The sequence below is a fragment of the Alteromonas sp. 4NH20-0056 genome (assembly GCF_057539655.1).
This window is the reverse complement of the sequence record NZ_BAAJLS010000003.1, coordinates 21,708-48,187: the sequence shown is the minus strand read 5'-3', so window position 1 is coordinate 48,187 and position 26,480 is coordinate 21,708. Positions and strand designations below refer to the sequence as shown.

Below are 26,480 nucleotides of genomic sequence, written 5' to 3'. Positions count from 1 at the left end.
TTTTGCCTATGCCTTTCAAGAAAAAGATAACGAACAGCAGTATTAATGCACTTCAACCTGAAGATAAAAGATTAAACGATTCTGAGGTTTCTGGCTTTCATGCGCGTATCTCACCAAAAGGTAGGGTGACCTACTTTTTGTATTATCGCCACAATGGAAGACAGCAGAATGTTAAGTTGGGTACACACCCAGAAATTACACCAGCACAAGCGCGAGATGCTGCAAAAATGGCTAGTGCGTCAATTGTGCAAGGTGTTGACCCGCACGAAAACAAAAAAGAGCTAAAGGCACAAGAAAAGCTAGCAAGGCTTACCACACTTCAAGCATTTATTGAGCTGGAGTTTGAAAAGTGGTACACCGCGCAATATCCACGAACGGGCGAGCGTGAGCTAAAAAACTTAAGGGTCAACTTCCCTACTCTTCTTCCAATGCAATTGCGCGATATTAATGCTTCTTTGCTAGAAAAGTTACGCACTGAAATGCTTAACCAAAAGAAAAGCAACGCGACCATTAATAGGCGATTTACCACTTTAAAATCTGTATTGAGCAGGGCTGTTGAATGGGAAGTTATACCTAGCCACGATTTAAAAAAGTTAAAGCCATTAATTGAAGACAATAGCCGTATTCGTTATCTAAGCTTTGACGAAGAAGAACGTTTGAGAAAAGCATTAACAGCAAGAGACATTAAAATAAAGCGTGAGCGAGACAGCGGCAACAAACATAGAGCCGAACGGGGCTATCCACTTCTACCGAACTTAAGTGCACGAAAATTTGCCGACTACCTAGAGCCTTTGGTGATATTGGCAATGAATACCGGAATGAGAAGGGGTGAACTATTTTCACTTAGATGGCAAAACGTGAACTTAGAGCGAGATTTTCTAACGATTGAAGCGGCAAATGCTAAAAGCGGAAAAGCGCGGCACATTCCCCTTAACCAAAAAGCTAAGTTTGCACTAACAAACTGGAAAAGCGACAGTGAAAGCTTAATGTGGGTTTTCGAGGGTAAACCAGAGCAACCCTTGAAGGACATCAAAAAAGCTTGGTCAGCGGTCTTGGAGGACGCCAAAGTAAGGGACTTTCGTTTCCATGATCTTCGCCACCACTTTGCAAGCAAATTAGTAATGGCAGGTGTAGACCTAAATACTACACGAGAATTGTTAGGGCATGGTTCGCTAGATATGACACTCAGGTACTCTCATTTAGCACCTGAGCATAAGGCGAGAGCTGTAAACCTATTATAATGGATCTTCAATAAACAGAGCTGATACAGCTTTTACATTTGAGTCTAACAAATAATTTGCAAATGATTCGAGTCTACGAGTGTGACCCATTAAAATTTTCGCTTTGACAAAGTTATATTCAAACTGCTGCATAAACCAATCTTTGTCTTCACCAAGTATCAAGTTTGCTAATTCGTTTAAGGATTTATTACAAGAATTGCAATTATCAAACTCTCTAACTGCGCCCTCAAAGGGCATTGAATTGTACTTGCCAGCTAAAATTGATCTATAGAGGTTTGAGTAATGAAGTTTTATATCAACTTGTTTGTCGAGATAATCCTTAATCTTTCCAAGTGTCTCATGGCTCTTTTCCTGTTCCCCACTAATCTTCATATATCCAGGAGAAGCATAACTTACAGCATCTAGCTTGCATCGGTCTCGTTGAGGAATAACATTCTTTATTCTTTCATAGAAGTGAACAGTGCTGGCTCCATCTTTCCAAGGAAAGCTAGAGTTAATAATGCTTCTATTTGAAACTAAGTAATTAAAATCAAAAATCTGCGAGAACTTTTTGAATAGGTCTCTTAAGGAATCCATACTCCAATCATTTTCAAATATGAAAGCGGTAGTATCTTCTATTAAAAGTGAACCATGTAAACTTAAATAAGAGTCTTCTTCTGGAAGATAGTCGAAAGGGATTGAACCATTATCAACAATATAATTTACTGAATCGCTTTCTGACTCATCCGAAAAAAAGACAAACCTGTCAGGCTGGTCTTTAAGGCAATCAAGTAAAGACTTCTCTCCTACCAACAGACGTAGTCTATCTTTTTCATAAATTTTAAAATACATCCACCGGTTTGAGACATCATCGCAGTCACACCATAATTTCAAATAGTATTCATTGTTTTTATGCTTCAGTTGCGACAGGAGAGGCCCATCATAGTAAATTAAATCATTCACCCACATCAGATCACCCAATGGCAACTTTCTAATCTGGAAACTATTTAGTTCTTCCATTGGCATCACAATACGCTCACAATTTTAAACTTATTTTCTAAACAAGAATTTTTTGAAGGGTGAAGATCAAAATGCTCGCGTTTGACAGTGCTTTGAAGGCCATCTTTGAGGTCTAACGTCCCTTCTGCCAAGTGACTGCCAATTCTTGCCTTCTTGTGGTTTTTGATCATCTTAATATTGTTGTAAACTCTAAATGCAGCTACATCAGATGTGAAAAAAGACAACCCTGTAAGACTGCACTTTTGTACCGGGTCATTGGTTGCACTAATTCTTGTCGGTTGGGTTAACGCCTGAGGGGTAAAGCTCTTTATGCAAACAGGATCAAAAACAAAACGAAAACTATCAGTCACCCTAGCTTCCGCATCTTTTGGTGGGCATTGAGGTATATCGTCCAATTCCTTTTGGTATTTCATTTTTTATGGTCAGTGTAATATTTGATTAGCATCTGTGAAGAGTACACAAAACAAACATTTTTGTACATAGGTCTCAACTCTCGCAGATAGAAAGCGCAATATTAAAAGCTTATGATTACGGAAAAAACGCGTTATTTTTACACTAATATTTAAATATGTAATGGAAACAAGAAAATTTCAATGATTGAAAAACTCTACTATCGTATGCAAGAGATTGAAAAAACGCTCAATTTTAATAAGTACGATTTTCAATACCTGTGTGAGAACACAAATGTACCACTTCATACATATACCTATTCTCGCTACTTCATCCTTGCGGAGCGTGTCCCACGCTCATTCAAAAAAGTTGTTCGGGGCGTTGCGTATTATAGCGGAGTTATCGAACTCCCAATGCACTGTAGAAAGCAACTTTTAAGGGATGGCTATACATCCTTGAGCTTTTCGTATCTGGATAATTTAATTGGAGTCCAGATGCTCGAGTCGTGTTCGGATAAATTGTTGAAGCAACTATTCGAAGACAAATATCAAATAGATTACGTGACAGCAGTCGGCAAGCTTGACCTTTCTCAGTGCGATGCATATCTCATCGATGAAGAAAATAGAGAGCTACTTCATAATAGCGATACACCTTTACCCAAAAGCCTAGATATCACATTTGAAGACTTGGTTTTAAAGCACGAGTTGATAGATTGGTGCAAACTGCAATTGAATATCGATATGGATACCAGTGCCACTCGTGAACACATGATGAAAGAGCAAATAAAACTCATTCACCGAGCTAATCCCCATATGGGCGCAACAAAGCTTTATAAACTAATGCTAGAAAATTTTGAAAACGATATTGATGCCACTGACCCCCTCAGCATACTGATTAGTATGGATAGAAATGAAATTATTTGGGGCAAAGCGGGAGTAAAAGAGCACACCATGTCACTCAAAACATTTCAAAATATCTTTTCTGAGGTAAAAAAATCAAAATAATTTTTCCCGCCTAAACTCCCGGGAACTATGGGAAAGATAGGTTAACCCTGTACCAAAACAGCAAACAGGGTTAAACCATGACTAATGAAATCAAGAGTAGAGTGCTATCTGAAAAAGAAGCATCACAATATATATGCATGAGCCGTTCTTTCCTGCGCCAAGCGCGCATGGACGGTAACCGTGAAAACCGCACACCCGCCCCACCCTTCATAAAAATTGGTCGCGCGGTTCGTTACCTTAGAGAAGATCTTGATACTTGGCTAGAAAGCTTTGTTAGACGTACACACCTTTATCAAGATAAGGGAGTGGCCTAATGAAAAAATTAACTCCCCATCAACTCACACTATTGCAGTTTTTTGCTAACGGAGGCAAAGCAGTATTTTGCACCAGTGTGAGCAGCCAATTAGGACACTACCACTTCCCTAATAGCAAACCTGCAAAGTTCTCAAAAACGGTATTCTTCTCATTAATGCGCTTAGGACTAGTTAAACAAAAGTGCGAAGAAATAGAGTTTGGTATTCGTTGGAGTAAGGTTTGTATCTCCGAACGCGGTTTGCAATACCTTAACGACTTGGAGCTTTTCTATGAAAAAGTTTAAAGAATCTCCAATTGCAAGAACGTTAGATATGATGGGTGGTGAGTTTGGTGATTTTTACCGTTCATTATCACTAGAGGATAGGCTGTTCGTTAAGAAGCAGATTTCTCATTTTCATGTCAAGATTCAGAAAATTTTGATCCTCCGATATCAATCATTCGACAAACCATTTAACGCAAACACCTATTTACGTAATATTAGTGCTGAATTAAACGGGTTGCTGCCAGAAAAAATCATCTCATTATTTGATGCTGGTGAAAGTGAGCTTAGAGAAGTAGCAGAGGAAAAAGCGAGGCGTTGCAAGAAGCTAGAACTTAATGCCCTCCAATACTCAACGTTACAAAACAAACTAAGTGCCCATTCCGTTAACGGGAACAAACCCGTTAACGAGATTACCGACCTATACGACACGCTTACAAGCTTCGTTAACGGGTATGGCATCAATCCCCCAGAAATATCAAAAGCCGTTACGTTAACGGGTGCATTGAAACGAATGCAGGAAAAAAAGTGGTGGCTTAGAAAGCTGCGTAAAGTCATAGCCCGTAAACGAGAAGCAGTGTTAATTCATTTAGGGCAAGTTAATAGTCGAAAGGGTAAATACTGTAGTGACTACACTGTTGAATATCGACTAATCCAAAAAGACCTTCAACGAAAAATGCTAGAGAACCTCGTTATCGTTAACGAGAACAACGAGTCATTTTCTCTTGCGGAATTATCGGATAAAAACGTATCGAATCCCGTTAACCGAAAAAATGAGCTTATGACGCGTATGGCAGGCTATGAAAAAATAGCTAAAGAGAGTAATCATAAGTCGCTATTCGTGACAATTACTTGCCCTTCCCGTTTTCATAACACCTATGCAAAATCAGGCGATCTAAACCCTAAATGGGATGGTTCAACCCCCTACGACGCACAGCAATACTTAAATGATTTGTGGGCATTAATACGCGCAGAGCTAAACCGAAAAGATATTAAAGTATACGGCTTTCGTATTGCTGAACCACAGCATGATGGAACACCCCACTGGCACATGCTTATTTTTGTTCAGCAAAAGCATGCAGAACAATTTAAAGCAATCATTGAGCTCTATGCACTACGGGAAGATGGCGATGAAGCTGGCGCAGCAGAATACCGTTGTGACTTTAAAGATATTGACCACTCAAGAGGCAGTGCAACGGGCTACATAGCCAAGTATGTGAGCAAGAACGTAAATGGTGCGAACTTAGATAGTGATATTGACGGTGGAAATGCGATTGAAGCGTCGCAACGTGTGGAAGCTTGGGCTAGCTGTTGGGGTATACGCCAGTTTCAGCAAATAGGTGCGGGCTCGGTGACCGTATGGCGTGAGCTAAGAAGACTAAGCGAGTTATCTGGTGAAAACGAAAGGTTCTCAAAGATACATGACGCCGCAGATAAAGGCGCTTGGGCTGAATTTGTCATGTTGATGGGAGGTGTATTCTGTAAGCGGGAAGAGCAGCCTATACGCCCCCTATACAAAGAAAAAGTCAACAAAGACACGGGTGAGCTGAAACAAACCTACTTCGACGCGATTGTTTCGATTTCTTTGCGAGGCGTAAAGCTAGAAGAAAAAGAAGTAATTACTCGAATTCATGAATGGCGTTTAGAAAATCGTGGCGTTAGAGCCGCATAGCGGCTCAGGTGCTTTTACTTGGAGTTCTGTAAATAAGTGTACTAAGAAAGTAATTTGAGGAATAAGTTCTAACTAGTTGTTAAAAATAAAAGATATTCGTTAAAGTTACATCAAACAAAAACGTAAATGGAATTAAAGTGTTATCACAATCAGATGTCCCTTTGGATAAGATTTCCTCAGAAGTACTTAGTTATGGTCATGACGTTGCTTTTATTGTTCCAACAGAGACTGCATTTAGTAAAAGTATTATGGATGCACACGCATCTCTTAGAAAATTTTTATCCAAGCATGATATCCATGAATACGAAGCTCAAAAACAAGGTGTGAAGTACCGAATTGATGCTACTTATGTAGGCAATCAAAATACGAGTACTGTTACGGTTTCCATGTACCGACCAGAAACTAAGTCGGGAGATCCTAGAATTTGGTTTTATGGTTTAAAAAAATTAGCTAAACCAAGAAACCTGTTAGCACTTATCGTTGCTCAAGAAAGTCTTTTCATAGTCAATTGCTCTCAGCATCAAAACTTAGTTTTTGCTTTAACGATGGTTATTCCCAAGCCCACTGATTTCAGAAGTTTAGTGGCTTTAGAGTTACTGGATAAGTTGAAGACTATAAGCCAGAAAGGTTTTATTCCCACCGTCGTCAATGGTGATACTGGTGTTGGAATGACTTTGGAGGCTGAGTTAGGGTTAGTTGCTAACTCGAGTAAACAACCTGATTTCAAAGGAATAGAGTTAAAAGCTTCACGGGTCGACGCTAATCATAAACAGAAAAATAGAAAACAGCTGCTGTCAAAAACTCCAAATTGGAAACTCTCACCAATCAAAAACGCCCGAAACCTTATACTTCAGCGAGGGTACATTGATAGCGAAGGGTATCATGCCCTAAGACACACTATTGGTGGCAAATCGCCTAATTCACTGGGGTTATTCTTGGATGTAGACTTTGCTAATGACTATCTGCGACAAATGTACGTAGATACAGTTGCGGCAGACTTCTCCCCAGTTCATGATATGACTTGGTTGTTAGAAGATTTGAGAAGCGCGCTAAAAAAGAAACACAAAGAAACTTTTTGGGTAAAGGCAATGCACAATAACAATCGAGTTAATGAAGCTTTTCATTATGTATTAGCGGAACATACGGTAAATCCTTACATAGATCGTTTGGAGACCCTAATTGAGACTGGACTCATTACACTAGACTATACATTGCACATTAAGCCTTCAGGGAAAGTAAGAGATCACGGATACTTGTTTAAACTACAACCAAACAGTATCGAAGCTCTGTTCCCAAAGCCGCTGAGTTATGACCTTACAACACTTTGATAGTATAATTGCCTGGACTTTTTAAGCCTAAAAGTATAGATTTTAGGACTTAGATGAATATTAATTTTGAACGAAGAGATTGTCATTGAATCATATTGAGTTATTTGCCGGGTGTGGAGGATTGTCTCTTGGTTTGGAGTCTATTGGCTTTGAACTACTTCTCGCTAACGAGCTTTCCCCAATGGCTGCAGAGTCCTTTGCCTTTAACCTGCTTAACGAAGATTTACTGGAAAAATCAGAGAAGGGTCAAAAATCCAGTTCAACAATATGGCTAAACAGCAATTTCTCAGAATTGTCAGCTAGATTAAGAGAAAATCCATTTCAATTCCCTCAATACAATGCTTTCGGCTATAGCGATATGCCAAGCGACCCAAAGGGACTTATCGGCAAACTTGTAGTTGGTAGCATTATCGAGCTCAATAGCTACGTAAAGAGCAATAGCTCTTTATTAAATAATCTGAGAAACGCTTTCGGAAAAAGCGGAGGGTTGGACTTAGTATCAGGCGGGCCACCTTGTCAGAGTTTTAGCATGGCGGGTAAAAGGGAGAGAGACAACGACAAAAACTCCTTGCCTTGGGAATTCGCTCGATTTGTTGAGATGGTTCAGCCTAAGCTTGTTCTTTTAGAAAATGTCACCGGAATTCTTCGTGCGTTTAAAGATGACAGCGGTAAAAGTTTTCATGCGTGGTACGAAGTGGCAAAAGTATTTGCCTCAATAGGCTATGTACCTCTATGTCTGCACGTGAATGCAAGAATGGTAGGAGTGGCACAAAATAGGCCTAGATTCATTATGATAGGTATTAGGCATGACCACTATATAAAAATATCCAGTCGGCTAACCATTACGGAGAGTGAGATATTTAGTGAGTCAGAAGCATTCTTTGGTTTAGTTAAAAAACACGGCGCTGACTTACCTTTTGGTCATTTAGGCTATTGGGATTCGAACAAAAAAGAGCACTTGTCTATTTTTGAGAATACATTTCTTAAAAAATTAATTTGTAATAAAGAAGTTTCTGTTAAAGATGCACTAGATGACCTCAAAATCAACAACCCAACAGAACCATCTGCATTTGTAAGAAATCTAAATGCAACCTTCTCTTTTTTAGAGAGAAAAGACACTCTCAAAAATCATGAGTTACGAAAAAATAGTGATATTGTAAGACGTCGTTTCCGGATTTATCAGATTTTACAGCTGCTAAATGATAAAAGTGTAGCGAAATCGGTTTTTGACATATTAAAAGGCAACGCGACCTTTTTAAGTAATGAATCTTGGAAAAAGTTGAGTAGATTCGATTTTTTACAACGCAATAACGAACTTCAGTCTTTTTTAGAAAAAAGCGATCTCGAAAAATATCTACTGGAGCACCCCACCCGAAAACAAACACAAAAAGCACTAACGCCTGATACACCTGCCCCTGCAGCCCTTTCAATACCTGATGACGCATGCCATTACGATGAACATGAACTTAGAGTGCTTACGGTAAGAGAAATGGCAAGAATACAGTCTTTTCCCGATAGCTTTGAGTTTCGTTCGAAGGTTACAACCGGTGGGCAAATGAGAAAATTTGAAGTACCTCAATATACTCAAGTTGGAAATGCTGTGCCTCCACTATTGGGTAAAGCATTAGGTGAGACTATAAAATACTTAATGTAATGTCTGAAAAAAGTCGTATCTTACTGCTACATATTTGCTACACATTTCAAAAAGAGATTTTTCATAAGAAGAATGGCGGGCTACAGCCCTTTAAAAATGGCGCACCCGATAGGATTCGAACCTATGACCTTTGCCTCCGGAGGGCAACGCTCTATCCAGCTGAGCTACGGGTGCATTGTTTGAGAAGTGGAATTACACATTCTTAATTCGCTAATAGGTTATGTTTTAACCATTTTGCTGAACGTATGTCTCAAACGGGCCGTAATCATACTGAGGGCGCGGCTTTGCATCAACTGATTTATGCAAAACTCTTTTGATTAGCGTGCGACATTGCATTAAAAATCCTTACTTTTTATGCGTAATTAGTCGCAAACAGTTGTTCGCCTTCAATTTACCGTTATAATCTGGCGAGATGCATTAAATAAAAAGTCTATGATTGCCTGGAGACAAATGTGAAATTGAAAACTTGGTTTACTATTGCCGCTACCGCACTAACTGTGTTCGCAGCGCAAGCTCAAGAAATGACAAACGAAGAAATTGCCGATCGTATTAAGCCAATTGGTCAGGTGCACGTTGCAGGCGCTCAAGCAGCAGGTAACGCAGCAGCGGCTGGCGGAGCAAAGTCAGGCGAAGATGTTTACAACTCTGCATGTGTAGCATGTCACAGCGCTGGCGTACTGGGTGCACCTAAACTTCAAGTAGCAGCTGACTGGCAACCACGTTTAGACGACCGTGGCCTTGACGGCGTATGGCAGAACGCATTAAACGGCATAAATGCAATGCCTCCACGCGGTACGTGCGGCAACTGCTCAGATGACGAAATCAAAGCAGCAATCGAGTATATGATTGAAGGTATTTAAGCCTTCAATTTACATAACTATTGCTGGAAAAAGTGGCGTTTTTTCTGCTAATCGGGTAGTTTAAGTGTCTATAAAAATAACTATTCGAATAATAAGCCGGCGAACGGAATGTCATCAGACTCAACGCAACATGAGTTGACTGAAGAAGAGTTGCGGGAATTAATTCCGCAACTTCAGCAACTCACTGATAAATACAAGCGGGCTGAACGCGTTCAGAAAGCGCTTTTTGACATTTCGGAACTAGCCAGTTCGGTTAGTCATCTTAATCGCCTCTATACTGCTATTCATGAAATCATTGCCGATTTCATGAACGCAGATAATTTCTTTGTTGCCTTTTATGAGCGCGATAACAACGTCGTCGACTTTGCCTATTTTGTCGATGAATTTGACGAACACGTTATAAAACAACTCCCCGCAGACAAACTGATGGACGGCATGACAGGGTATATCCTTCGTACTGGCGACCATTTGTTTTACAAACGCGACGAAGAAGAAAGTTTTGCCGCTGAGCACAACCTGCAAATGTACGGGTCGAAGCCCTTTGAACTGTTAGGGGTTCCTTTAAAGCGCGGAAGCCAAGTGATAGGCGCCATGGTCGTGCAAACCTATGACGAAGGTGTTCATTACACGCGAGAAGATTTAGAGGTGCTACTCTTCGTTTCTCAGCACATTGTAACAACGGTAGATAGAGTAAAAAACCGCGAACTTACCGAGCGTACTATTCGCGAACGCACTCGCCAGCTGCGTAAAATTAACGACGACCTACAAGAAGAAATTCTTGAGCGCCAAAAGGTAGAGTCGCTTCAACAAGCCTTGTTTGAAATATCTGAGCTTGCCGCAAACCTTGAAGGCGACATGACAGCGTTTTTCTCGAGCCTACATGATATTCTTGCAAGGCTTATTAGCGCGCCAAACTGTTTTGTTTCTACCCTTGATGAAGCGCGAGAAAGCTTAGAATTTCCTTATTTCAGTGACACCTTGCATAAGCAGATAGAATCTCGACCACTTGGTCTTGGGTTAACTGAATTTGTACTTCGCACTGGTCAAGCAGAGCTCATTAACCCTCCGAGAGTATTAGAGCTAGCCGAGGCTGGTGAAATTGATGTGACGGTTGCACAAAATATGCTGAATAGTGCTAACTCGTGGCTAGGCTCCCCCCTTGTAGTAGACGGTGAGCTTGCAGGCGTAATTGCGGTACAAACCTACGGCAAAAGCGCCAAATATACCGCTCGTGACCTGGAATTATTACGCTTTGTGTCACATCACATTGCAGTAGCCATGGAGCGTAAGCGCAGTACTGAAGCTATTCAGCGATACAATCAAGAACTGGAAGAACGGGTTACTGCGCGCACTGTGGAATTAGACCGTGCTAACAAGTTCCTCAAGCAACAAATTGAAGAGCGTAAAGAAATTGAGCTGAAGCTTATTCATGATGCGCACCACGATGCATTAACCGACTTACCTAATCGGTCCATGTTTACTAGCCGCCTAGAACTGGCCATAGCCAGTAAGCAGCGTTATACCGACAATAATTTCGCGGTACTGTTCATCGACCTTGACCGCTTTAAAGTAATTAACGATACCTTAGGCCATCATGCTGGCGACGAATTTTTAGTTGAGGTTGCTCGGCGGATATCGTTATGCATTCGTGGCCACGATTTGTTAGCCCGCTTAGGGGGTGATGAGTTCGTGGTATTGCTAGACAATTTTGATGATATTAGCGATGTTGAAGAAGTAGCGTCTCGCATTATTTCTTCTATTTCAGAGCCTTTCTTGCTTGATGGTCGCGAAATGTATTCTGGTGCAAGCATAGGCATTGCTCACCTAGAGCCTTACTATCAAAGTGCCGATGAAGTGTTACGCGATGCCGATGCCGCAATGTACCAGGCGAAGACGCTAGGCCGCGGCCGCTATGTGATGTTTGATAAAAGCATGCGCGACAGGCTAATTGAAGAGCTTGAGTTAGAAAACGAATTTAGAAAAGCCTTGCGTGATGAAGCGTTCGACTACTTTTTACAGCCCGTCATTGACTTAAATGACAACTCAACGCTGTATCATGAAATGTATGTGCGATGGTCACACCCGTCGTATGGGAAAATTGCCAGAGAGCAGTTTAGACAGGTTGCAGAACACGCGGGGCTTACGCTAGACCTTGATTTATTCCAGTTGAAAAAGGCGTGCAAAGCCTTAGAAGATTGGCGTAAAGACAATAACTCCCCTGCGCGCGTTGCCGTTAATGTCTCAATTAATCACTTGTTGCAGTCTTCAATGGTAAACAAGTTAATTACGCTTATTGAACAATACAATATTTCACCGCAAGAACTGGTATTAGAATTTGATGAGAACGATCTAAACCGTCGTTCACAATACATCTTACCTGCAATTAAGAAGCTTAAGCGCGCCGGTGTTACGCTGGTATTAGACAACTTCGGTAGTGGCCTTGCCTCACTGAGTTATTTGTTCGCCTACCCGTTTGATTTCATCAAGATTGACCACCGTTTTGTGAAGTCACTGCCTCGTTCTCAGCGTAACCTAAAGTTAATTCAGTCTATTATGCTTATATCAGAACACCTGAAGTTTACCGTTATTGCTGAAGGTGTAGATTCGCAAGCTCAGCTCGATGCGCTATCAGAAATAGAATGCCAGTACGGGCAAGGTAAGGTACTGCAGCAAGCCAAGATATTGGATGTCTCCACACTGGCTGGCTAACGCTTTTCCCCTACTCTTTTTTACCCAGAATGCCCCGTAAGTTTGCGATGCCTACTTGTGCTTTTTGTTGGCGTTGCTCTGCAGTTACTTTAGGTTTTTGATTTTCCCATTGCACATCGTCAGGCGGTAACTCGAATAAAAATCGACTTGGCTCTGGTTGAATAATTTCACCAAACTGACGGCGCTCGCGGGCCAAGCTAAATACAAGCTCGCGCTGCGCTCGGGTAATGCCGACATACGCCAGCCTTCGTTCCTCGTCGACATTATCTTCATCAACACTGCTTTGGTGAGGTAACAGACCTTCTTCCATACCCACTAAAAATACGATGGGAAATTCTAGCCCTTTAGATGCATGTAGGGTCATAAGCTGAACCTGATCGCTATCGCCGTCCTCTTCGCCCCGCTCCATCATGTCACGGAGAATAAGGCGGTTCACCACTTCGGTAAGTGTCATGGGCGGGTCTAGGTCATTACCTTCAAGCATGCTGGTTACCCAGCCAAATAAGGTACTCACGTTCGCCATGGCCATCTCAGCCGCTTTGGGGCTAGCGCTATGTTCGTAAAGCCATTCTTCATAGCCCATGGTACGTACCATGCTTCTCACGGCATCATTGGTGTCGCCGCGCTGCGCGTTATCGGCAAGCGTCACCACCCAACGTGCAAACCCCGACACTGCCTCGAACGCTTTTCCTGACAGCACACTGTTTAAATTGGCGTGCGTTGCCGCTTCGAACATCGATACACCGAGCGCATTGGCGAAATTGCCGAGCCTTTCCAGTGTTGCCCTACCTATGCCTCGGCTAGGCGTATTGATTACTCTAAGCAACGCATTGTCGTCGTCTTGGTTCACCAGCAAGCGTAAGTACGCCATAATATCTTTAACTTCAGTACGTCCAAAAAATGACATACCACCGCTTATTTTATAAGGAATGCGGTTACTCATGAGTAGCTTTTCAAATAGGCGACTTTGGTGGTTACCGCGATACAAAATAGCGTAGTCTTTGAACTGTGTGCCATTCATGAATTTATGCGCAAGTAATTCTGCAACCACGCGCTCTGCTTCATGTTCTTCGTTTTTGGCCTCGATAACCCTTAAAGGCTCGCCGTATTGCAATTCAGAAAACAATGTTTTGTCGAATAAGTGCGGGTTATTTTGAATAAGAATGTTAGCGCAATGCAGTATACGACCAGAAGAACGGTAGTTTTGCTGAAGCTTAATTACGTTTAGGCGCGGAAAGTCTTGTTGCAGTAAGTGCAAGTTCTGCGGTTTAGCACCACGCCATGAGTAGATTGACTGGTCGTCATCGCCTACCACGGTAAAACGCGCTCGTTCACCCACCAGCAACTTTACCAGTTCATACTGACTGGTGTTGGTGTCTTGGTATTCGTCTACCAGCAAATAGCGTATTTTATTTTGCCATTTCTGCCTAACCGCTTCGCTGGTTTTTAGCAGCAATGTTGGAAATAAAATGAGATCGTCAAAGTCTAAGGCGTTGTAGGCTTTTAAGTTGTCTTGATAGCGTTTATAGGCCTCTGCAAACTCTTTTTCACCGGTACTTTTTGCTTGCGTTAACAGGGCATCGGGAAGTACTAAGTCGTTCTTCCAATTAGAAATGCAGCTTTGCAATAATGAAAGCTGATCTTTGTCCCCATCTAATGTGTCTTGGGTTAAATCCGTTAGCAACGCCAACGAGTCTTTGTCATCAAACAAAGAGAAACCTGGTTTTAGCCCTAAGTCTTTTATGTGAGACTTTATAATGTTTAAGCCAAGGGTGTGAAACGTCGAAACTTTTAGCCCTCTTGCCTCAGGCTTACCAAGGGTTTGCGCCACACGCTCTTTCATTTCGCGCGCCGCCTTATTGGTAAAAGTAACCGCGGCTATATAACGTGCTGGAACATCGCAGTTCCTAACAAGGTGAGCAATTTTATTGGTTATTACACGTGTTTTTCCGCTCCCTGCGCCTGCTAGCACCAAACAAGGGCCAGACACAAAGTTTACTGCGGATTCTTGTGCATCATTTAATTTCATTGCATTCCTAAAACATGAGGCAAAATGGGATGTTCACGGTTTTCATTGCATGTCGCAAACATACCGATAGAATAGGGTTTATATTTAGACGCAGCGCATTATAAGGGAAATCTATGTTGGATCCGAAAAAACTCGAAGATTTAGCGAAGCAAATTGCTGATGCCGTGCCTCCAGGCGTTCGCAACATGGCCGAAGGGGCCGAAAGCAAAATTAAGCAAGTACTTCAAACCCAGTTATCGAAGCTTGATTTAGTGACCCGTGAAGAGTTTGATATTCAAAGCCAAGTGTTAATTCGCACAAGAGAAAAGCTTGATGCGATGGAAGCCAGAATTGCCGAGCTTGAAGCGAAGCATCAAGGCTAAGCATACCGTAAACCTAGTGCACAGTAGCATTAGGTTTATTTTTACTGAAAACTGCTAAACAAGTAGTGAGCAACTAACCCTACGGTAAACACCAGCCCCACATAGTGACTTTCTAAAAACGCAGTAAAACACCCTTCTCGCTGTCTTCGTTTAATAAATTGATATTGTCTAAAAAAGAGTAGTGCCGCGATGATAAGCGACCCAAAATAGGGCCATGTGGCGCCAATATGAAGGCCAACGCCCAGTAATATGGTAAGCGTAACAACTTGCAATGTACTAATGATAAGTACGTCGTAGTGCCCAAATAATACCGCCGTTGATTTGATACCAATTTCAATATCGTCGTCTCTGTCGACCATGGCATACATGGTGTCATATGCCACCGTCCATAATAAATTAGCCAAGAACAACCACCAGCCATAGGCTGGCACGGTTTCTAGCACCGCCATAAAGGCCATAGGAATAGCCCAGCCAAACGCAGCGCCCAATATCACTTGTGGAAAGTGCGTATACCGCTTCATAAAGGGGTAACACGAGGCAAGCAGCAATGCCACCACTGACAACGCGATAGTTTGCCAATTTAAAAACAGTACAAGCACGAATGCCACGGCTATCAATAAGGCAAAAAGCTGAAGCGCTTGCGCGGAGGTCAGTGCGCCAGACGCAAGAGGCCGTTGTGCGGTGCGTTTTACGCTACCATCTACTTTTCTGTCAGCGTAATCGTTGATCACACAACCTGCGCTTCGCATTACAACCACACCGGCAATAAAGATAAACGTCACGCCTATTGAAGGCATGCCTTGCGACGCCATTATCAGTGCCCATAAAGTTGGCCATAACAGCAGATAAATACCTACGGGTTTATCTAGGCGCATCAACTTAATATAGGCGTCGTATTGTTGGTTTTTGCGTGAATTCATTAGTAATCGTCGCTATCTATATTGAGTTATTCGCTGTCGCACACTGTTTTGCTATACATGGGCGCGTTGGGTAAAAACACTTCAGCCACTATCATGCTTGCGTTGCCTAATGTAAACAATGAACGCCTTCCCCATAAGGTTTTATCGTCTTCATAGCCTAACTGGCGTGATGATAAAGAACACAATTCAAATGCTGAACGCATGAAGCGGGCATCGTTAAATAACCTTTTGCCCAAGGGTTCGTTACCAATGTTTGATAGTTCCGATGCAATTAAACTATGGGGAATAACAGAGCGAGCAAAAACCCAAGGGGTACCGTTGCCACACAGCAATACTTCCCGAATTTGGTACTGCGCTTCATGTGCGTCACCTAACAATGCCATCTCGTTTTGGTGTGGCGTAAGCGTATCTTGCCCCAACAAGGTAAGGGAAAATGTGTCGCACAACGACTGCACACGTTCGGTTAACGACCCGGTATCAAGCAACCAGTTCTTCAAATACGTATTGGGTAACGGTCGTTGAGCAGGCTCATCCCATTGTACGGGTAAGCCCACGGGGAACGTATTTGGGAAACTCAACTTTAATACCTAGCCTTGTAGTTCGTAGTAGATGTGTATGATAACGCGATTTTTTATCACTCTCGTGACTTTTTATGATACTGATTTTACTTACAACCTTCTACTTTTGCAGTAGTGTGTTTAGGGAATGTTTTGCTACACTACACACTGTCGCCGTTAACTACTTGGTATCTTGGTTTCTTAATGATGAAAATACTGTTTTCACGCTTACTTGCTACGGCATTATTTGTTGCCTGTTTTGCCTTGCCTGCTTCTGCGCAGGATAAGTCAAATTTTGCTTATATTGGTTTAGAGCCAGATATCGTTACAAACTATATTGGCGAGTCTTCTCGTAAGCTCGGCTATGTCCGCGTGACGGTAGAACTTATGATTTATGACGTCGATCAGCTAGAAATCGCAGAGCATCACATGCCACTTATGCGTTCTACTGCTATTGAGATTTTTGGCCAACAGCCGGAAGAAAAAGTGAAGTCGTTAACAGGGCGCGAAGATATACGCCGCTCGATATTAAAGGCACTTCAAGACCACTTAAAACAAGAAACAGGTGGCGAAGTCGTTAAAGACGTTATTTTTACTAAATATTTATATCAAGGGTAGCGTTAGCTACCCTTTTTTTGAAGCTTAGCACCAAGGCTCAAGATACCTGCCAGAGCACAACCCGTGATAAGCCCTGCAGTATGAGCGGCGTTCGCCATATTTACCCATAAAATGTCGGCATACCCCAAGACTAGCCACACTAGCATAAAGCCAATAATAGAATTAGGCAGTGACAAGCCCCATTGCGGACGCAACCAACCTAGCCACCATACAAAGCCTAACACCGCATAGACCACTCCTGACAGCCCACCAAACAAGTAAAAGTTACCTTGAATGGGGTCGCTAAATAGGGCTTGCGCCACGTTAGAAATGGTTGCCGATAATACAAAAACAATACACAGCATGGTAATGCCAAAGGTTCGCTCAATCTTTGCACCTAACATTCCCCACCACAGCACATTAAACACAATATGTAATACGCTAAAATGAATAAATGCAGGCCCCAGTAAGCGCCACCACTGGTTATTCTCTGCAAGGACACCTAACGGCTGCATAAGTAAATGCTGCGCGATGGGTGAAAATAAACCAAGAAAGGACAACACATACACCACAACGCACAATACTAATACCGTGCTAGTGAATGGTACGGTGAGTGCATTAGACATGATGGCTGATAATGAAAAACCACTACCCGATGGGCGCAGTGATACATTCTCGCCATTGTCCCACGCAGCTTGCTGATACTTAGGATCTGAAGGGTTTTGAATGAAGCGTTCTGCAATGTCGCGTGCGGCCGCAAAGGCATTTGCGTCACTAACAAGTACTACAAACTCACCCGAGGCATCGTTAGGTTCAACCGTTGCGACAATATGTTGGCTATTGAGATAATTAGCCAGCAAGTGCGCTGCACTTTGCTGGCGAAACGCGATAAGCGACTGGCTCACGAATGACCAGTTTCAACAGGTTGGCTGAGGCGCCATGCCTCGAAACCGCCATCCATACTGTATACTTCTGAAAAACCTTGCTGTGCAATCACCTGTGCAGCTTGCTGGCTGCTTACGCCATGGTAGCAGACCACCACTACAGGTTTGTCTTTAGGCGTGCCTTCAACAAACGCACCAAAGTTATCATTGTTCAGTGGCGCAGCATTAGGCATGTGCGCCGTTGAATATGATTGTGGGTCGCGAATATCGACGATGGTTACGTCCTTATCGAAGTTCGCAACATCGTTAACGCTAATGTTTGAAAATGTGGTCATTACTGCCAGTCCAATATAACTTTTCCAGATTGTCCTGAGCCCATAGTATCAAACCCTTTCTGAAAATCATCTACTGAATAAGTATGAGTAATAATAGGCGTTAAATCTAAGCCACTTTGTAGCAAGCTTGCCATTTTATACCAGGTTTCAAACATTTCACGGCCATAGATACCTTTAATAACGAGGCCTTTAAAAATGACTTGGTTCCAGTCAATTGCAACATCTTGAGGAGGAATACCTAGCATGGCAATCTTACCGCCATGGTTCATTTTATCGAGCATATCGCGAAGCGCAACTGGCACTCCTGACATTTCAAGGCCTACGTCGAACCCTTCGGTCATGCCAAGTTCGTCCATCACCTCTTTCAAGTTTTGCTTGCTTACATCAACAGCGCGGGTAGCTCCCATTTTTTCTGCTAATGCTAGTCGGTAAGGGTTGATGTCTGTAATAACAACATGGCGCGCGCCGACATGCTTGGCGACCGCAGCGGCCATAATACCGATGGGGCCTGCGCCAGTAATAAGTACGTCTTCTCCTACCAAGTCGAAACTTAATGCAGTATGCACCGCATTACCAAATGGGTCGAAGATAGACGCCATATCATCGCTGATATTGTTAGGAATTTTAAACGCGTTGAATGCAGGAATAACAAGATACTCAGCAAATGCGCCAGAGCGGTTAACCCCCACCCCTTCTGTATTACGGCAAAGGTGACGACGCCCAGCACGGCAGTTACGGCAATGACCACAGGTAATATGACCTTCGCCAGACACGCGATCGCCCAACGAAAACCCTTTCACTTCTTGGCCCATGCCAACAACTTCGCCTACATATTCATGCCCCACAACCATAGGGACGGGAATTGTGTTCTGAGACCATTCATCCCAGTTGTATATATGCATGTCGGTACCGCAAATGGCGGTTTTACGAATTTTGATTAGTAGGTCGTTGTGGCCTACCTCTGGCTTAGGGGTATCTTGTAACCAAATGCCTTTTTCGGCTTTTGCTTTTACTAAAGACTTCATGCGATGACTCCCATTTCGCGGCCTACTTCGATAAAGGCATCAACAGCTTTATCAACATGCTCTATAGAATGCCCAGCAGACATTTGCGTTCTAATGCGCGCTTGGCCTTTAGGTACAACCGGATAAGAGAACCCAATAACATAAATGCCTTTTTCCAATAGCTTATCTGCCATGTCGCTAGCAATGCGCGCATCGCCCAACATAACGGGAATAATCGGGTGATCTTTGCCCGCTAATGTAAAGCCGGCTTCTTCCATACGCGTGCGGAAGTGATTTGCATTTTTCCACAGCTGTTCACGCAGTGCAGCGCCATTTTTCATCATTTCAAATACTTTGAGCGATGCCGATACAATAGGAGGCGCGACTGAATTAGAGAAAAGATAAGGGCGTGAACGCTGACGTAGCCACTCAACCACTTCTTTTTTACCCGACGTGTAACCGCCAGATGCACCACCAAGTGCTTTACCAAGAGTACCAGTGATAATATCAACACGGTCTAGCACGCCGCAGTATTCATGACTTCCACGGCCATTGTCGCCAAGAAAACCGGTGGCGTGGCAGTCATCTACCATTACCATTGCATCGTATTTATCTGCCAAGTCGCAGATAGACGCAAGGTCAGCGATAACACCATCCATTGAGAACACACCATCAGTGGCAATAAGCTTAAAGCGTGCACCATCTTCGGTTGCTTGTTTTAGCTGCGCTTCTAATGCAACCATGTCGTTATTTGCATAACGATAGCGTTTGGCTTTACTTAAACGTACACCGTCAATAATGCTGGCGTGATTTAAGGCATCAGAAATAATGGCATCTTCTGGCCCAAGAATAGTTTCAAATAAACCGCCATTCGCATCAAAACACGATGGGTAAAGTATGGTGTCTTCAGTGCCAAGGAAATCACTAATTTCAGCTTCAAGCTGCTTGTGAATATCTTGTGTTCCACAAATAAAACGTACAGACGCTACGCCAAAGCCGTGGGACTCTAAGCCTTCTTTAGCTGCATCGATTAACGCACTATTGTTCGCTAAACCAAGGTAGTTATTCGCGCAGAAGTTAATGACATGTTCGCCACCTGTTACGTTAATATCTGCTTGTTGCTGCGATGTGATAACGCGTTCTTTTTTGTATAAGCCATCTTGTTTAGTAGCTTCGATTTGCGCTTGCAAGTGCGAGATAAATGCCGCTGACATGCCATTCTCCGAATAGGATTTAAAAGGGTATTTTAAAGAAAGCTATTTTAACCGTACACACCAAGAGGGTGGTTTTTCTCGGTTCGTTGGTAATGCGTGTAAATAATTACGCACACTTGTGTCGTTTTACGTATCAATACGCTGTTCGGCGCAGTCCCACAAGCCATTTTTTACTTTATCGTTGAGCGTCGACCATAGGTCGGTTTCTGGAATTGGACGGCTTATCAAATAGCCCTGTGCAATATGACACTCAAAATGTTTAAGAAGGTCGTACTGCTCAATGGTTTCTATACCTTCAGCAATCACCGTAAGACCCATGTTAGTTACCATTGTGATGGTAGAGTAAACAATGTTTTTATCATCTGCACTGTGCACAATGTTACCGACAAAAGAACGGTCAATCTTAATGAAGTCGACAGGCAATGACTTTAAGTAACTTAACGAAGAATAACCGGTGCCAAAATCATCGATAGCTATCATACAACCCATATCCTGTATGATTTTCATGATAGACGTTGCTCGTATTATGTCAGACACCAACACCGTCTCGGTAAGCTCTAAGCACAACTGTGATGGCGATAAATTATTATCTTTTATTTGTTTAGACAGGAACTCTGGTAAGTTAGGGTCGAGAAACTGTGCAGCAGAGAGGTTAATGGCAATCTTACACTGCGGGTAACCATTAATACTAAGCTCACTGGCAAGCTGAGCAGATTTAGAAATAACCCAATAGTCTAGTTCTAGCATAAACGCCGTGTTTTCTAGATGTGGTATAAACTCACCGGGCGAAATAAAGCCTTTTGTTGGATGATACCAGCGCAGCAGTGCTTCAAACCCAATCAGCTGGTTTGAGCTCATATCTACCTGAGGCTGCAATGACAAGCTGAATTGATTTTCTCTTAGTGCTATACGGGCCTCGGCTTCAAGCTCTACCTTCTCCATAACCTTCAGGTTCATGGTGGCGTCGTAAATTCTAAAGCCGGCCCCTTTCTTGGCTTTTGCTTCATACATGGCAATATCGGCATGACGCAGCAAATCTATTGGTGTAGCGCGGGCATGCTGCGTAATCGCCACACCGATACTAATTGATATATAAAACTGGTAACCATCTATATCAAAGGGCTGCACAAACTCATCAACTAACTTTTGCGCAACAAGTTCCACCTGCGATTTACTCTCAATATCAGACAGTAACACCACAAATTCATCACCACCAAACCGCGACGCAATGTCAGTCTCACGAATAGGTTTGGATATACGCATAGCGGCTGCTTTTAATAGCTTGTCTCCCACATTATGACCGTGACTGTCATTCACTTTCTTGAAGTCATCTAAATCCATGAACATCAGGGCAACAAGCCGGTCATCTCTCGCTGAATGTGCTAATTGCTTTTCAATTTGGAACGTAAGCATATTGCGGTTGGGTAGGCCGGTGAGCACATCAAACATCGCCATTTTTTCGAGCTTTGCGGTATTGATGGCCATTTGCCCATCGAAATCCTCAAGCTGTTTTGCAAGATGATTTGCCGCCTCTTCTACCACATCAAGCTCGTCAGTAAGCCTAAACAGTGGAACCTTACTTTTTTTCAAGGCTGCTGTGTAATACTCTTTAAACTTATGCTCGGCAAGCATAGGTAAGCGCTCGCTTACACCAATTAGCCTTACGCGATACTGGTTCAGAAACAAATGAAGCAGCAATGCAAAAATTAAAAACAAGGCCGCTGCGGTAGCAACAACCAGGGTTTCATACTGTTCTTTTTGCGTAATTGACGCCGAAATGTCCTGCACAATAAGTAAATACGGCTGGTCTCCGCCTGTGTGCGAGAATGGCAGCAAGCTAACCAATAGCTTTTGGCCTTCTAAGGTAATCTGTTCTCCACGTGAAATGAGCAGTTCAACACTAGACGCAGCAGGTAACGCCGCAATTACGCTGTTTAGATAAAGTCTATTCGCGGGCGAGAGCTGACTTGCTAGGGATAACGATAACCCTTCGTCGGCTTGCGCTTGCTTCACCATGGCAACGTTGCGCGCATCGCTCGAACGATTGAACAAATACAATAGCTCACGCATTGAGGTAGAAAGTACGACGACTGGAATAACCTCGTCATTTGTCATTATTGGTATAGATATGTAATGCGTACACACAACATCGCAGGTAAGAAGAGAACGGCTTTCTAATGATGTCTGCGTATTTTTTACCAGTTTAGTGACGATACTGTTTGCTGGTTTAACACTGGAGCCCACTAATCCACCATCGTCAAATACCCATATAGATTCAACTTGAAAATTAAGTGCGAGGTATTCTTGTGTTCGTCTTAACGCTTGATAAAACGAGCTCACATCTTGATTTGCTTTCACTTCTGATTGACTGAATACATCAATCCACATCACCATGCGATTGTGTAAAATCTCTTCAAAAAGTTGCACTCTACGCTGATTAGTCACTTGGCTTTCTTGCTGTTGCAATACCAAATTAGCTTCTGACTCGTTAATCAATACAGTAGAAATAACCACAGTCACTGTCAGCATCATAGCTAACAAGATAACAATCATTTTTGTGGTTACTGACATTTGAACGTGCATGCTGCTTCCCTAGAACCAATACATGAGTTGTAGTGACCACATTCGCCAATACTTTTCGGTATGCGACTGAATATCTGGGTTTAACAAGCTTACAGCACGCGTGCCCCCTTCAACCCAATGATGTTCTGCTTGTAATCTTAAGGTTGGCGCAATATCCCATCTCCCCCCTATAGCTACAGTATCCATATAGCCAAAGTACGCGGGAATAGCCCCATTAGACTCAAGCTCTAACTGCGTACCATCACGGTCATCCTTATCATAATCGTAAGTGTCATAGCTAATTAGGCCACTCACTTTATGATTAAATAGGTAGCGAAACTGTACAAATCCACCTTGCCCAACCCGCGAATCTTTAAATGTAGGGGTAAATAAGCCTTCATTACGTTGCTCTTCACGAAGCAATTCGCTAGACAGCTCCCAATGCTCACTAAAATACTGTAACGACAACATAAGTCGCCTTACATTTGCGCCCCCTTTGAAGCGACTGTCTACCTGAGCAGGCGTATACGTGAAGTCTGAATCTAACCAACTTATCCCGACTTTCCACTGCATGGAAGCGGGTTGCCAAAACACACTCGCTTGATGAACAAAATCTTGTTTTATATCACCTTGAGCATCGTCGCCTAACAAAAAGGCACGCTGGCTATCGTTAATATTCGAACGCCCGTAGCTCCAGTTAACTTCCCATATATCATCGGCACCATAATGCTTAAAGCTTGTCTGAATTCCATTACTGCCAAGGGCTACATCTCTGAAACCGTCGAAATAAACAGACTGAGGCAATACTGCAACATCGCGGGTTTGAGGTACATCTCGGGTAACCGAGTAAAGCCAGTGACGGTTTTTAAACCGGCCAACGTGAATTTGGCCCTGCCAACCGGCTAGATCAGGAATAGTCCAGTCGACAAACAGATAGTCAATACGCGTACCTCGCTCAAACCTATTGCCACCATCAAGGTAGTTAATTTGGCCAGCCACTGAGAGGTTGTTAGACAACTGATAGTGTCCGTTTACGCCTATTTCGGTGAGTTCTGCGGTAATCGCGTTATCAGACGTAATAAAGTTACTGTCGATAGATTGTGTTATGCCTTGCGCAACGTAGCCGTGCCAAGAGAAGTCTTTAGACTCCTGTGCATAACTCAACCCTGAAATTAAAAACGCACACACACTAGCTATGTTGATATAACGTGTTGTTATGCTCATTGTTCTTTTACCTCAATCCGTTTGAACTTGCCCATCATCCCTTTTTGGATATAGCCAATGGCCCCTTCGGTGTTCTCAAGTGCGTCAATCAACATATCTTGCGAGGCGACGCGCGTTGGTGTTACTCCCTGGCCCGAATAGGTAATGCGAGTCCAAAGTCTGGATAATTGATAGGGAAACATTTGTAACTGCTCTCGACAAAAAGCAGTGTGCAGTTCGGCGTCATCTTCTAATACGAAAACGTTGATTTTTTTACCGTTGTCCCAGTATTGACGATGACCGGTAAAGATTTTGCGCAATTCTGCTTGTGAAAGACTCGCGATATAAACACTATCATTTACCACTACGTCGGTCTGCTGAGCATACACGCAACCGGCATAAGTTGAGAGTGAAACGATAGTGATACACAAGTAAACGGCTAACGAATGTGCCGACTTCCTTAACAGCCTCACCATTGAGGGCGTTGTCATATAAAAAACTCTCCCTGCTTAGCATTCTTACTTGCTTTGTTTAGTGTAGATAACTCCCGTCATTTACCCAAACTTTCAGTATTAAGTTAGCCTCGCACTTCCTTTATTTTTGGTGATTATCGCGTCTTCGGTAATTTTCCATAAGTGAAGCCCTTTTTGCTCATATGCATCAAGGGAGGTCTTTCCATGACTTTCACGTTGTTACATAGCCGGTATGGTATTCGGCCAACCGGTGGCGTGCTTAATGAAGATAATGTCGGTAGTCTCACACTCTGTTTTGAACCCGCTGCAAAGTATCACAGTTTTTTCTTTAACATATAGATACTTAGCGATACCTGCGTATTGTTCTAGCAACAAACGTCGGTTTGCATTATCCAGGGCAGGCAATATCACGACGCCGTTTAAGAGGCAGGTTCGCCAAGCGTATCGGCATCATTTATAAAACCTTCACGTTAATCTGCATATTTAACGAGTGCGACATGTTAATAAGCATATAACTACCGCTGTTTTAATGTTTTTTTCCACAGATGCCCTCTCGTTGCTGAAAAACTAAAATAAATCGTTAGAATGGCCTATTTAGCATAAGTTGTGGGCAGCATGACGGCAATAAGACGAGACATCGGTGCGGGACACCACTTTCTATTCGATGACACGCGTGTTAGCGAACCGACAACGGATTTGTTTAGTCATGAGTACTGGCAATATCAGAACAAAATAACAGGTAAGGCAAAGGGACGTGGTACAACCATCTTCATTGGACATGAAATGAACCAATGGGTACTTCGTCACTTTCGGCGGGGCGGCTTAGTAGGGAAACTGCTTGAAGATCAGTATGTGTTTACTGGCGTCGATAACTCTCGCCCCTTTGAAGAGTTTTCATTGCTGTGCTTTATGCGCGAACAAGGTTTACGCGTTCCTGTGCCGGTAGCGGCCTATATACACCGCAGAGGGTTTATTTATCGAGGAGACTTGATAACGCAAGCCATACCCGATAGCCAAGATTTGCATCATGTGCTTACACGAGAGGCATTGACACCGCAAGACTGGCAAAACGTTGGAAAAGCACTTGCCGACATGCATCGTTGCCAGGTGTATCATCATGATGCGAACATAAGAAATATTATGATGGATGATGCCCGTAATATTTGGCTTATTGATTTTGACAGATGCTATAAACGTCAAGGAGATGGCTGGAAAGCAGGTAACCTTGACAGGCTTTTACGTTCCTTGCATAAAGAAAAAGCCAAGAATAAACAGTTTTATTGGCAGGAAAATGATTGGCAATACTGTATGAAAGGCTATAACGGAAATTAATTTGGCAGCATTTTGCCTGTCGCGACAGTTCAACTAACGAAGAAGATATAGACACTATGCATACTAGAGCGCTTTACCCAGGTACTTTCGACCCTATTACTAACGGTCACGCAGACCTTATAGAACGCGCATCGAAATTATTCTCACATGTTGTAGTAGCAATCGCTTCAAACCCTAGCAAAAAGCCGCTTTTTTCGTTGGAAGAACGGGTTGAAATGATTAAAAAAGTTACCGAGCATTTATCAAATGTTGACGTAGTTGGGTTTACTGGCCTACTTGCTGATTTTGCTGATCAGCAAAATGCGACCATTTTGATACGCGGGCTACGCGCCGTGTCAGACTTTGAATACGAGTTTCAACTTGCCAACATGAATCGCCGTTTAAATGGAAAATTAGAAAGCGTGTTTTTAACGCCCGCAGAAGAAAACTCATTTATTTCTTCAACATTAGTAAAAGAGGTGGCCCTGCATCGAGGTAAAGTGGGTGAGTTTTGTCACCCTTTTGTAGAGCAAGCCCTCAAAGATAGACTTCACGCTACCCAGTAGTGCATGTGGTGGGCTTATTATGCTCACCCGCT

At 42.9% G+C, this 26,480-nt stretch carries 26 protein-coding genes and 1 tRNA gene; 14 read left to right on the top strand and 13 right to left on the bottom strand.

Features of this window, described 5'->3' with window-relative positions; genetic code table 11:
* Positions 1-8: 8 nt before the first annotated feature.
* Positions 9-1,241 carry a tyrosine-type recombinase/integrase gene (locus AC27EZ_RS06385; protein ID WP_487134536.1) on the top strand — a complete coding sequence of 411 codons (1,233 nt, stop codon included), beginning with the start codon at positions 9-11 and terminating at the stop codon, positions 1,239-1,241.
* Here AC27EZ_RS06385 and AC27EZ_RS06380 read toward each other — a convergent pair.
* A complete protein-coding gene (locus AC27EZ_RS06380) occupies positions 1,236-2,240 on the bottom strand; it encodes a hypothetical protein (protein ID WP_487134535.1) in 1,005 nt (334 codons plus the stop codon). The genes AC27EZ_RS06385 and AC27EZ_RS06380 overlap by 6 nt on opposite strands.
* Positions 2,241-2,245: 5 nt before the next feature.
* Positions 2,246-2,653 (bottom strand): hypothetical protein, encoded by a 408-nt coding sequence (locus AC27EZ_RS06375; protein WP_487134534.1) that lies wholly within the window; start codon positions 2,651-2,653, stop codon positions 2,246-2,248.
* 180 nt (positions 2,654-2,833) lie between these two features.
* Between AC27EZ_RS06375 and AC27EZ_RS06370 the strand changes: the two genes are divergently transcribed.
* The 6 genes from AC27EZ_RS06370 (at position 2,834) to AC27EZ_RS06345 (ending at position 8,862) form a co-directional block, all read left to right on the top strand.
* Positions 2,834-3,634, top strand: a complete 801-nt coding sequence (locus tag AC27EZ_RS06370) for a hypothetical protein (protein WP_487134533.1) — start codon at positions 2,834-2,836, stop codon at positions 3,632-3,634.
* Between the two features lie 77 nt (positions 3,635-3,711).
* Positions 3,712-3,948, top strand: coding sequence for a helix-turn-helix transcriptional regulator (locus AC27EZ_RS06365; protein ID WP_487134532.1), 237 nt, complete (start codon positions 3,712-3,714; stop codon positions 3,946-3,948).
* The gene (locus AC27EZ_RS06360) at positions 3,948-4,232 is read left to right on the top strand and encodes a hypothetical protein (protein ID WP_421133097.1); all 285 of its coding nucleotides are present in this window, start codon (positions 3,948-3,950) and stop codon (positions 4,230-4,232) included. The genes AC27EZ_RS06365 and AC27EZ_RS06360 overlap by 1 nt, the downstream gene beginning before the upstream one ends.
* Positions 4,219-5,880, top strand: a complete 1,662-nt coding sequence (locus AC27EZ_RS06355; protein WP_487134531.1) for a replication endonuclease — start codon at positions 4,219-4,221, stop codon at positions 5,878-5,880. Before AC27EZ_RS06360 ends, AC27EZ_RS06355 begins: the two co-directional genes overlap by 14 nt.
* A 137-nt stretch (positions 5,881-6,017) precedes the next feature.
* Positions 6,018-7,208, top strand: a complete 1,191-nt coding sequence (locus tag AC27EZ_RS06350; protein ID WP_487134530.1) for an MvaI/BcnI family restriction endonuclease — start codon at positions 6,018-6,020, stop codon at positions 7,206-7,208.
* 85 nt (positions 7,209-7,293) lie between these two features.
* Positions 7,294-8,862 carry a DNA cytosine methyltransferase gene (locus tag AC27EZ_RS06345; protein WP_487134529.1) on the top strand — a complete coding sequence of 523 codons (1,569 nt, stop codon included), beginning with the start codon at positions 7,294-7,296 and terminating at the stop codon, positions 8,860-8,862.
* Positions 8,863-8,959: 97 nt separating this feature from the next.
* On the opposite strand, the gene AC27EZ_RS06340 is transcribed toward AC27EZ_RS06345, so the two are convergent.
* A tRNA-Arg gene (locus AC27EZ_RS06340) sits at positions 8,960-9,036 on the bottom strand.
* 278 nt (positions 9,037-9,314) lie between these two features.
* Here AC27EZ_RS06340 and AC27EZ_RS06335 point away from each other — a divergent pair.
* The gene (locus AC27EZ_RS06335) at positions 9,315-9,722 is read left to right on the top strand and encodes a c-type cytochrome (protein ID WP_487134528.1); all 408 of its coding nucleotides are present in this window, start codon (positions 9,315-9,317) and stop codon (positions 9,720-9,722) included.
* A 108-nt stretch (positions 9,723-9,830) separates the two neighbouring features.
* Positions 9,831-12,431, top strand: coding sequence for a bifunctional diguanylate cyclase/phosphodiesterase (locus AC27EZ_RS06330; RefSeq protein WP_487134527.1), 2,601 nt, complete (start codon positions 9,831-9,833; stop codon positions 12,429-12,431).
* A gap of 10 nt (positions 12,432-12,441) precedes the next feature.
* Here the strand turns inward: AC27EZ_RS06330 and rep are convergent, their stop codons facing one another.
* A complete protein-coding gene (rep, locus tag AC27EZ_RS06325; protein WP_487134526.1) occupies positions 12,442-14,460 on the bottom strand; it encodes a DNA helicase Rep in 2,019 nt (672 codons plus the stop codon).
* A gap of 113 nt (positions 14,461-14,573) precedes the next feature.
* Here rep and ubiK point away from each other — a divergent pair, with 113 nt between their 5' ends.
* The gene (gene ubiK, locus AC27EZ_RS06320; protein ID WP_487134525.1) at positions 14,574-14,822 is read left to right on the top strand and encodes a ubiquinone biosynthesis accessory factor UbiK; all 249 of its coding nucleotides are present in this window, start codon (positions 14,574-14,576) and stop codon (positions 14,820-14,822) included.
* 41 nt (positions 14,823-14,863) lie between these two features.
* On the opposite strand, the gene ubiA is transcribed toward ubiK, so the two are convergent.
* Both ubiA and AC27EZ_RS06310 read right to left on the bottom strand, forming a co-directional pair.
* A complete protein-coding gene (ubiA, locus tag AC27EZ_RS06315) occupies positions 14,864-15,742 on the bottom strand; it encodes a 4-hydroxybenzoate octaprenyltransferase (RefSeq protein WP_487134524.1) in 879 nt (292 codons plus the stop codon).
* A 26-nt stretch (positions 15,743-15,768) separates the two neighbouring features.
* Entirely contained in the window at positions 15,769-16,320 is a 552-nt protein-coding gene (locus tag AC27EZ_RS06310) for a chorismate--pyruvate lyase family protein (RefSeq protein WP_487134523.1), read from the bottom strand.
* Positions 16,321-16,503: 183 nt separating this feature from the next.
* Between AC27EZ_RS06310 and AC27EZ_RS06305 the strand changes: the two genes are divergently transcribed.
* The gene (locus AC27EZ_RS06305) at positions 16,504-16,917 is read left to right on the top strand and encodes a flagellar basal body-associated protein FliL (RefSeq protein ID WP_487134933.1); all 414 of its coding nucleotides are present in this window, start codon (positions 16,504-16,506) and stop codon (positions 16,915-16,917) included.
* A gap of 2 nt (positions 16,918-16,919) precedes the next feature.
* Here AC27EZ_RS06305 and glpG read toward each other — a convergent pair whose 3' ends face one another.
* The 7 genes from glpG to AC27EZ_RS06270 all read right to left on the bottom strand — a co-directional run bounded on the left by glpG (position 16,920) and on the right by AC27EZ_RS06270 (position 24,589).
* On the bottom strand, positions 16,920-17,801 hold the full coding sequence (gene glpG, locus AC27EZ_RS06300) for a rhomboid family intramembrane serine protease GlpG (RefSeq protein WP_487134522.1): 882 nt from the start codon (positions 17,799-17,801) through the stop codon (positions 16,920-16,922).
* Positions 17,798-18,115 carry a thiosulfate sulfurtransferase GlpE gene (glpE, locus tag AC27EZ_RS06295; RefSeq protein WP_421133085.1) on the bottom strand — a complete coding sequence of 106 codons (318 nt, stop codon included), beginning with the start codon at positions 18,113-18,115 and terminating at the stop codon, positions 17,798-17,800. Before glpE ends, glpG begins: the two co-directional genes overlap by 4 nt.
* Positions 18,115-19,140, bottom strand: coding sequence for an L-threonine 3-dehydrogenase (gene tdh / locus AC27EZ_RS06290; protein WP_487134521.1), 1,026 nt, complete (start codon positions 19,138-19,140; stop codon positions 18,115-18,117). The genes glpE and tdh overlap by 1 nt, the downstream gene beginning before the upstream one ends.
* Complete coding sequence (locus AC27EZ_RS06285; RefSeq protein WP_487134520.1) at positions 19,137-20,333, bottom strand: glycine C-acetyltransferase; 1,197 nt, start codon at positions 20,331-20,333, stop codon at positions 19,137-19,139. Before AC27EZ_RS06285 ends, tdh begins: the two co-directional genes overlap by 4 nt.
* A gap of 126 nt (positions 20,334-20,459) precedes the next feature.
* Complete coding sequence (locus tag AC27EZ_RS06280) at positions 20,460-22,916, bottom strand: putative bifunctional diguanylate cyclase/phosphodiesterase (RefSeq protein ID WP_487134519.1); 2,457 nt, start codon at positions 22,914-22,916, stop codon at positions 20,460-20,462.
* Positions 22,917-22,925: 9 nt separating this feature from the next.
* The gene (locus tag AC27EZ_RS06275; protein ID WP_487134518.1) at positions 22,926-24,119 is read right to left on the bottom strand and encodes a hypothetical protein; all 1,194 of its coding nucleotides are present in this window, start codon (positions 24,117-24,119) and stop codon (positions 22,926-22,928) included.
* The gene (locus AC27EZ_RS06270) at positions 24,116-24,589 is read right to left on the bottom strand and encodes a type 2 periplasmic-binding domain-containing protein (RefSeq protein ID WP_487134517.1); all 474 of its coding nucleotides are present in this window, start codon (positions 24,587-24,589) and stop codon (positions 24,116-24,118) included. Before AC27EZ_RS06270 ends, AC27EZ_RS06275 begins: the two co-directional genes overlap by 4 nt.
* Before the next feature lie 186 nt (positions 24,590-24,775).
* On the opposite strand from AC27EZ_RS06270, the gene AC27EZ_RS06265 reads away from it, so the two are divergent.
* The 3 genes from AC27EZ_RS06265 to coaD all read left to right on the top strand — a co-directional run bounded on the left by AC27EZ_RS06265 (position 24,776) and on the right by coaD (position 26,448).
* The gene (locus AC27EZ_RS06265) at positions 24,776-24,910 is read left to right on the top strand and encodes a hypothetical protein (protein ID WP_487134516.1); all 135 of its coding nucleotides are present in this window, start codon (positions 24,776-24,778) and stop codon (positions 24,908-24,910) included.
* A 276-nt stretch (positions 24,911-25,186) separates the two neighbouring features.
* On the top strand, positions 25,187-25,903 hold the full coding sequence (locus AC27EZ_RS06260; RefSeq protein ID WP_487134515.1) for a 3-deoxy-D-manno-octulosonic acid kinase: 717 nt from the start codon (positions 25,187-25,189) through the stop codon (positions 25,901-25,903).
* Positions 25,904-25,959: 56 nt separating this feature from the next.
* On the top strand, positions 25,960-26,448 hold the full coding sequence (gene coaD, locus AC27EZ_RS06255) for a pantetheine-phosphate adenylyltransferase (protein ID WP_487134514.1): 489 nt from the start codon (positions 25,960-25,962) through the stop codon (positions 26,446-26,448).
* The last annotated feature ends 32 nt before the right edge of the window (positions 26,449-26,480 follow it).

What these genes read in the sequence shown, in the direction of transcription:
- AC27EZ_RS06385 (WP_487134536.1), top strand. Translation starts at nt 9, where the DNA reads ATGCCTTTCAAGAAAAAGATAACGAACAGCAGTATTAATGCACTTCAA.
- AC27EZ_RS06380 (WP_487134535.1), bottom strand. Translation starts at nt 2,240, where the DNA reads ATGGAAGAACTAAATAGTTTCCAGATTAGAAAGTTGCCATTGGGTGAT.
- AC27EZ_RS06375 (WP_487134534.1), bottom strand. Translation starts at nt 2,653, where the DNA reads ATGAAATACCAAAAGGAATTGGACGATATACCTCAATGCCCACCAAAA.
- AC27EZ_RS06370 (WP_487134533.1), top strand. Translation starts at nt 2,834, where the DNA reads ATGATTGAAAAACTCTACTATCGTATGCAAGAGATTGAAAAAACGCTC.
- AC27EZ_RS06365 (WP_487134532.1), top strand. Translation starts at nt 3,712, where the DNA reads ATGACTAATGAAATCAAGAGTAGAGTGCTATCTGAAAAAGAAGCATCA.
- AC27EZ_RS06360 (WP_421133097.1), top strand. Translation starts at nt 3,948, where the DNA reads ATGAAAAAATTAACTCCCCATCAACTCACACTATTGCAGTTTTTTGCT.
- AC27EZ_RS06355 (WP_487134531.1), top strand. Translation starts at nt 4,219, where the DNA reads ATGAAAAAGTTTAAAGAATCTCCAATTGCAAGAACGTTAGATATGATG.
- AC27EZ_RS06330 (WP_487134527.1), top strand. Translation starts at nt 9,831, where the DNA reads ATGTCATCAGACTCAACGCAACATGAGTTGACTGAAGAAGAGTTGCGG.
- rep (WP_487134526.1), bottom strand. Translation starts at nt 14,460, where the DNA reads ATGAAATTAAATGATGCACAAGAATCCGCAGTAAACTTTGTGTCTGGC.
- ubiK (WP_487134525.1), top strand. Translation starts at nt 14,574, where the DNA reads ATGTTGGATCCGAAAAAACTCGAAGATTTAGCGAAGCAAATTGCTGAT.
- ubiA (WP_487134524.1), bottom strand. Translation starts at nt 15,742, where the DNA reads ATGAATTCACGCAAAAACCAACAATACGACGCCTATATTAAGTTGATG.
- AC27EZ_RS06305 (WP_487134933.1), top strand. Translation starts at nt 16,504, where the DNA reads ATGATGAAAATACTGTTTTCACGCTTACTTGCTACGGCATTATTTGTT.
- glpE (WP_421133085.1), bottom strand. Translation starts at nt 18,115, where the DNA reads ATGACCACATTTTCAAACATTAGCGTTAACGATGTTGCGAACTTCGAT.
- tdh (WP_487134521.1), bottom strand. Translation starts at nt 19,140, where the DNA reads ATGAAGTCTTTAGTAAAAGCAAAAGCCGAAAAAGGCATTTGGTTACAA.
- AC27EZ_RS06285 (WP_487134520.1), bottom strand. Translation starts at nt 20,333, where the DNA reads ATGTCAGCGGCATTTATCTCGCACTTGCAAGCGCAAATCGAAGCTACT.
- AC27EZ_RS06280 (WP_487134519.1), bottom strand. Translation starts at nt 22,916, where the DNA reads ATGCACGTTCAAATGTCAGTAACCACAAAAATGATTGTTATCTTGTTA.
- AC27EZ_RS06275 (WP_487134518.1), bottom strand. Translation starts at nt 24,119, where the DNA reads ATGAGCATAACAACACGTTATATCAACATAGCTAGTGTGTGTGCGTTT.
- AC27EZ_RS06270 (WP_487134517.1), bottom strand. Translation starts at nt 24,589, where the DNA reads ATGACAACGCCCTCAATGGTGAGGCTGTTAAGGAAGTCGGCACATTCG.
- AC27EZ_RS06265 (WP_487134516.1), top strand. Translation starts at nt 24,776, where the DNA reads ATGACTTTCACGTTGTTACATAGCCGGTATGGTATTCGGCCAACCGGT.
- AC27EZ_RS06260 (WP_487134515.1), top strand. Translation starts at nt 25,187, where the DNA reads ATGACGGCAATAAGACGAGACATCGGTGCGGGACACCACTTTCTATTC.
- coaD (WP_487134514.1), top strand. Translation starts at nt 25,960, where the DNA reads ATGCATACTAGAGCGCTTTACCCAGGTACTTTCGACCCTATTACTAAC.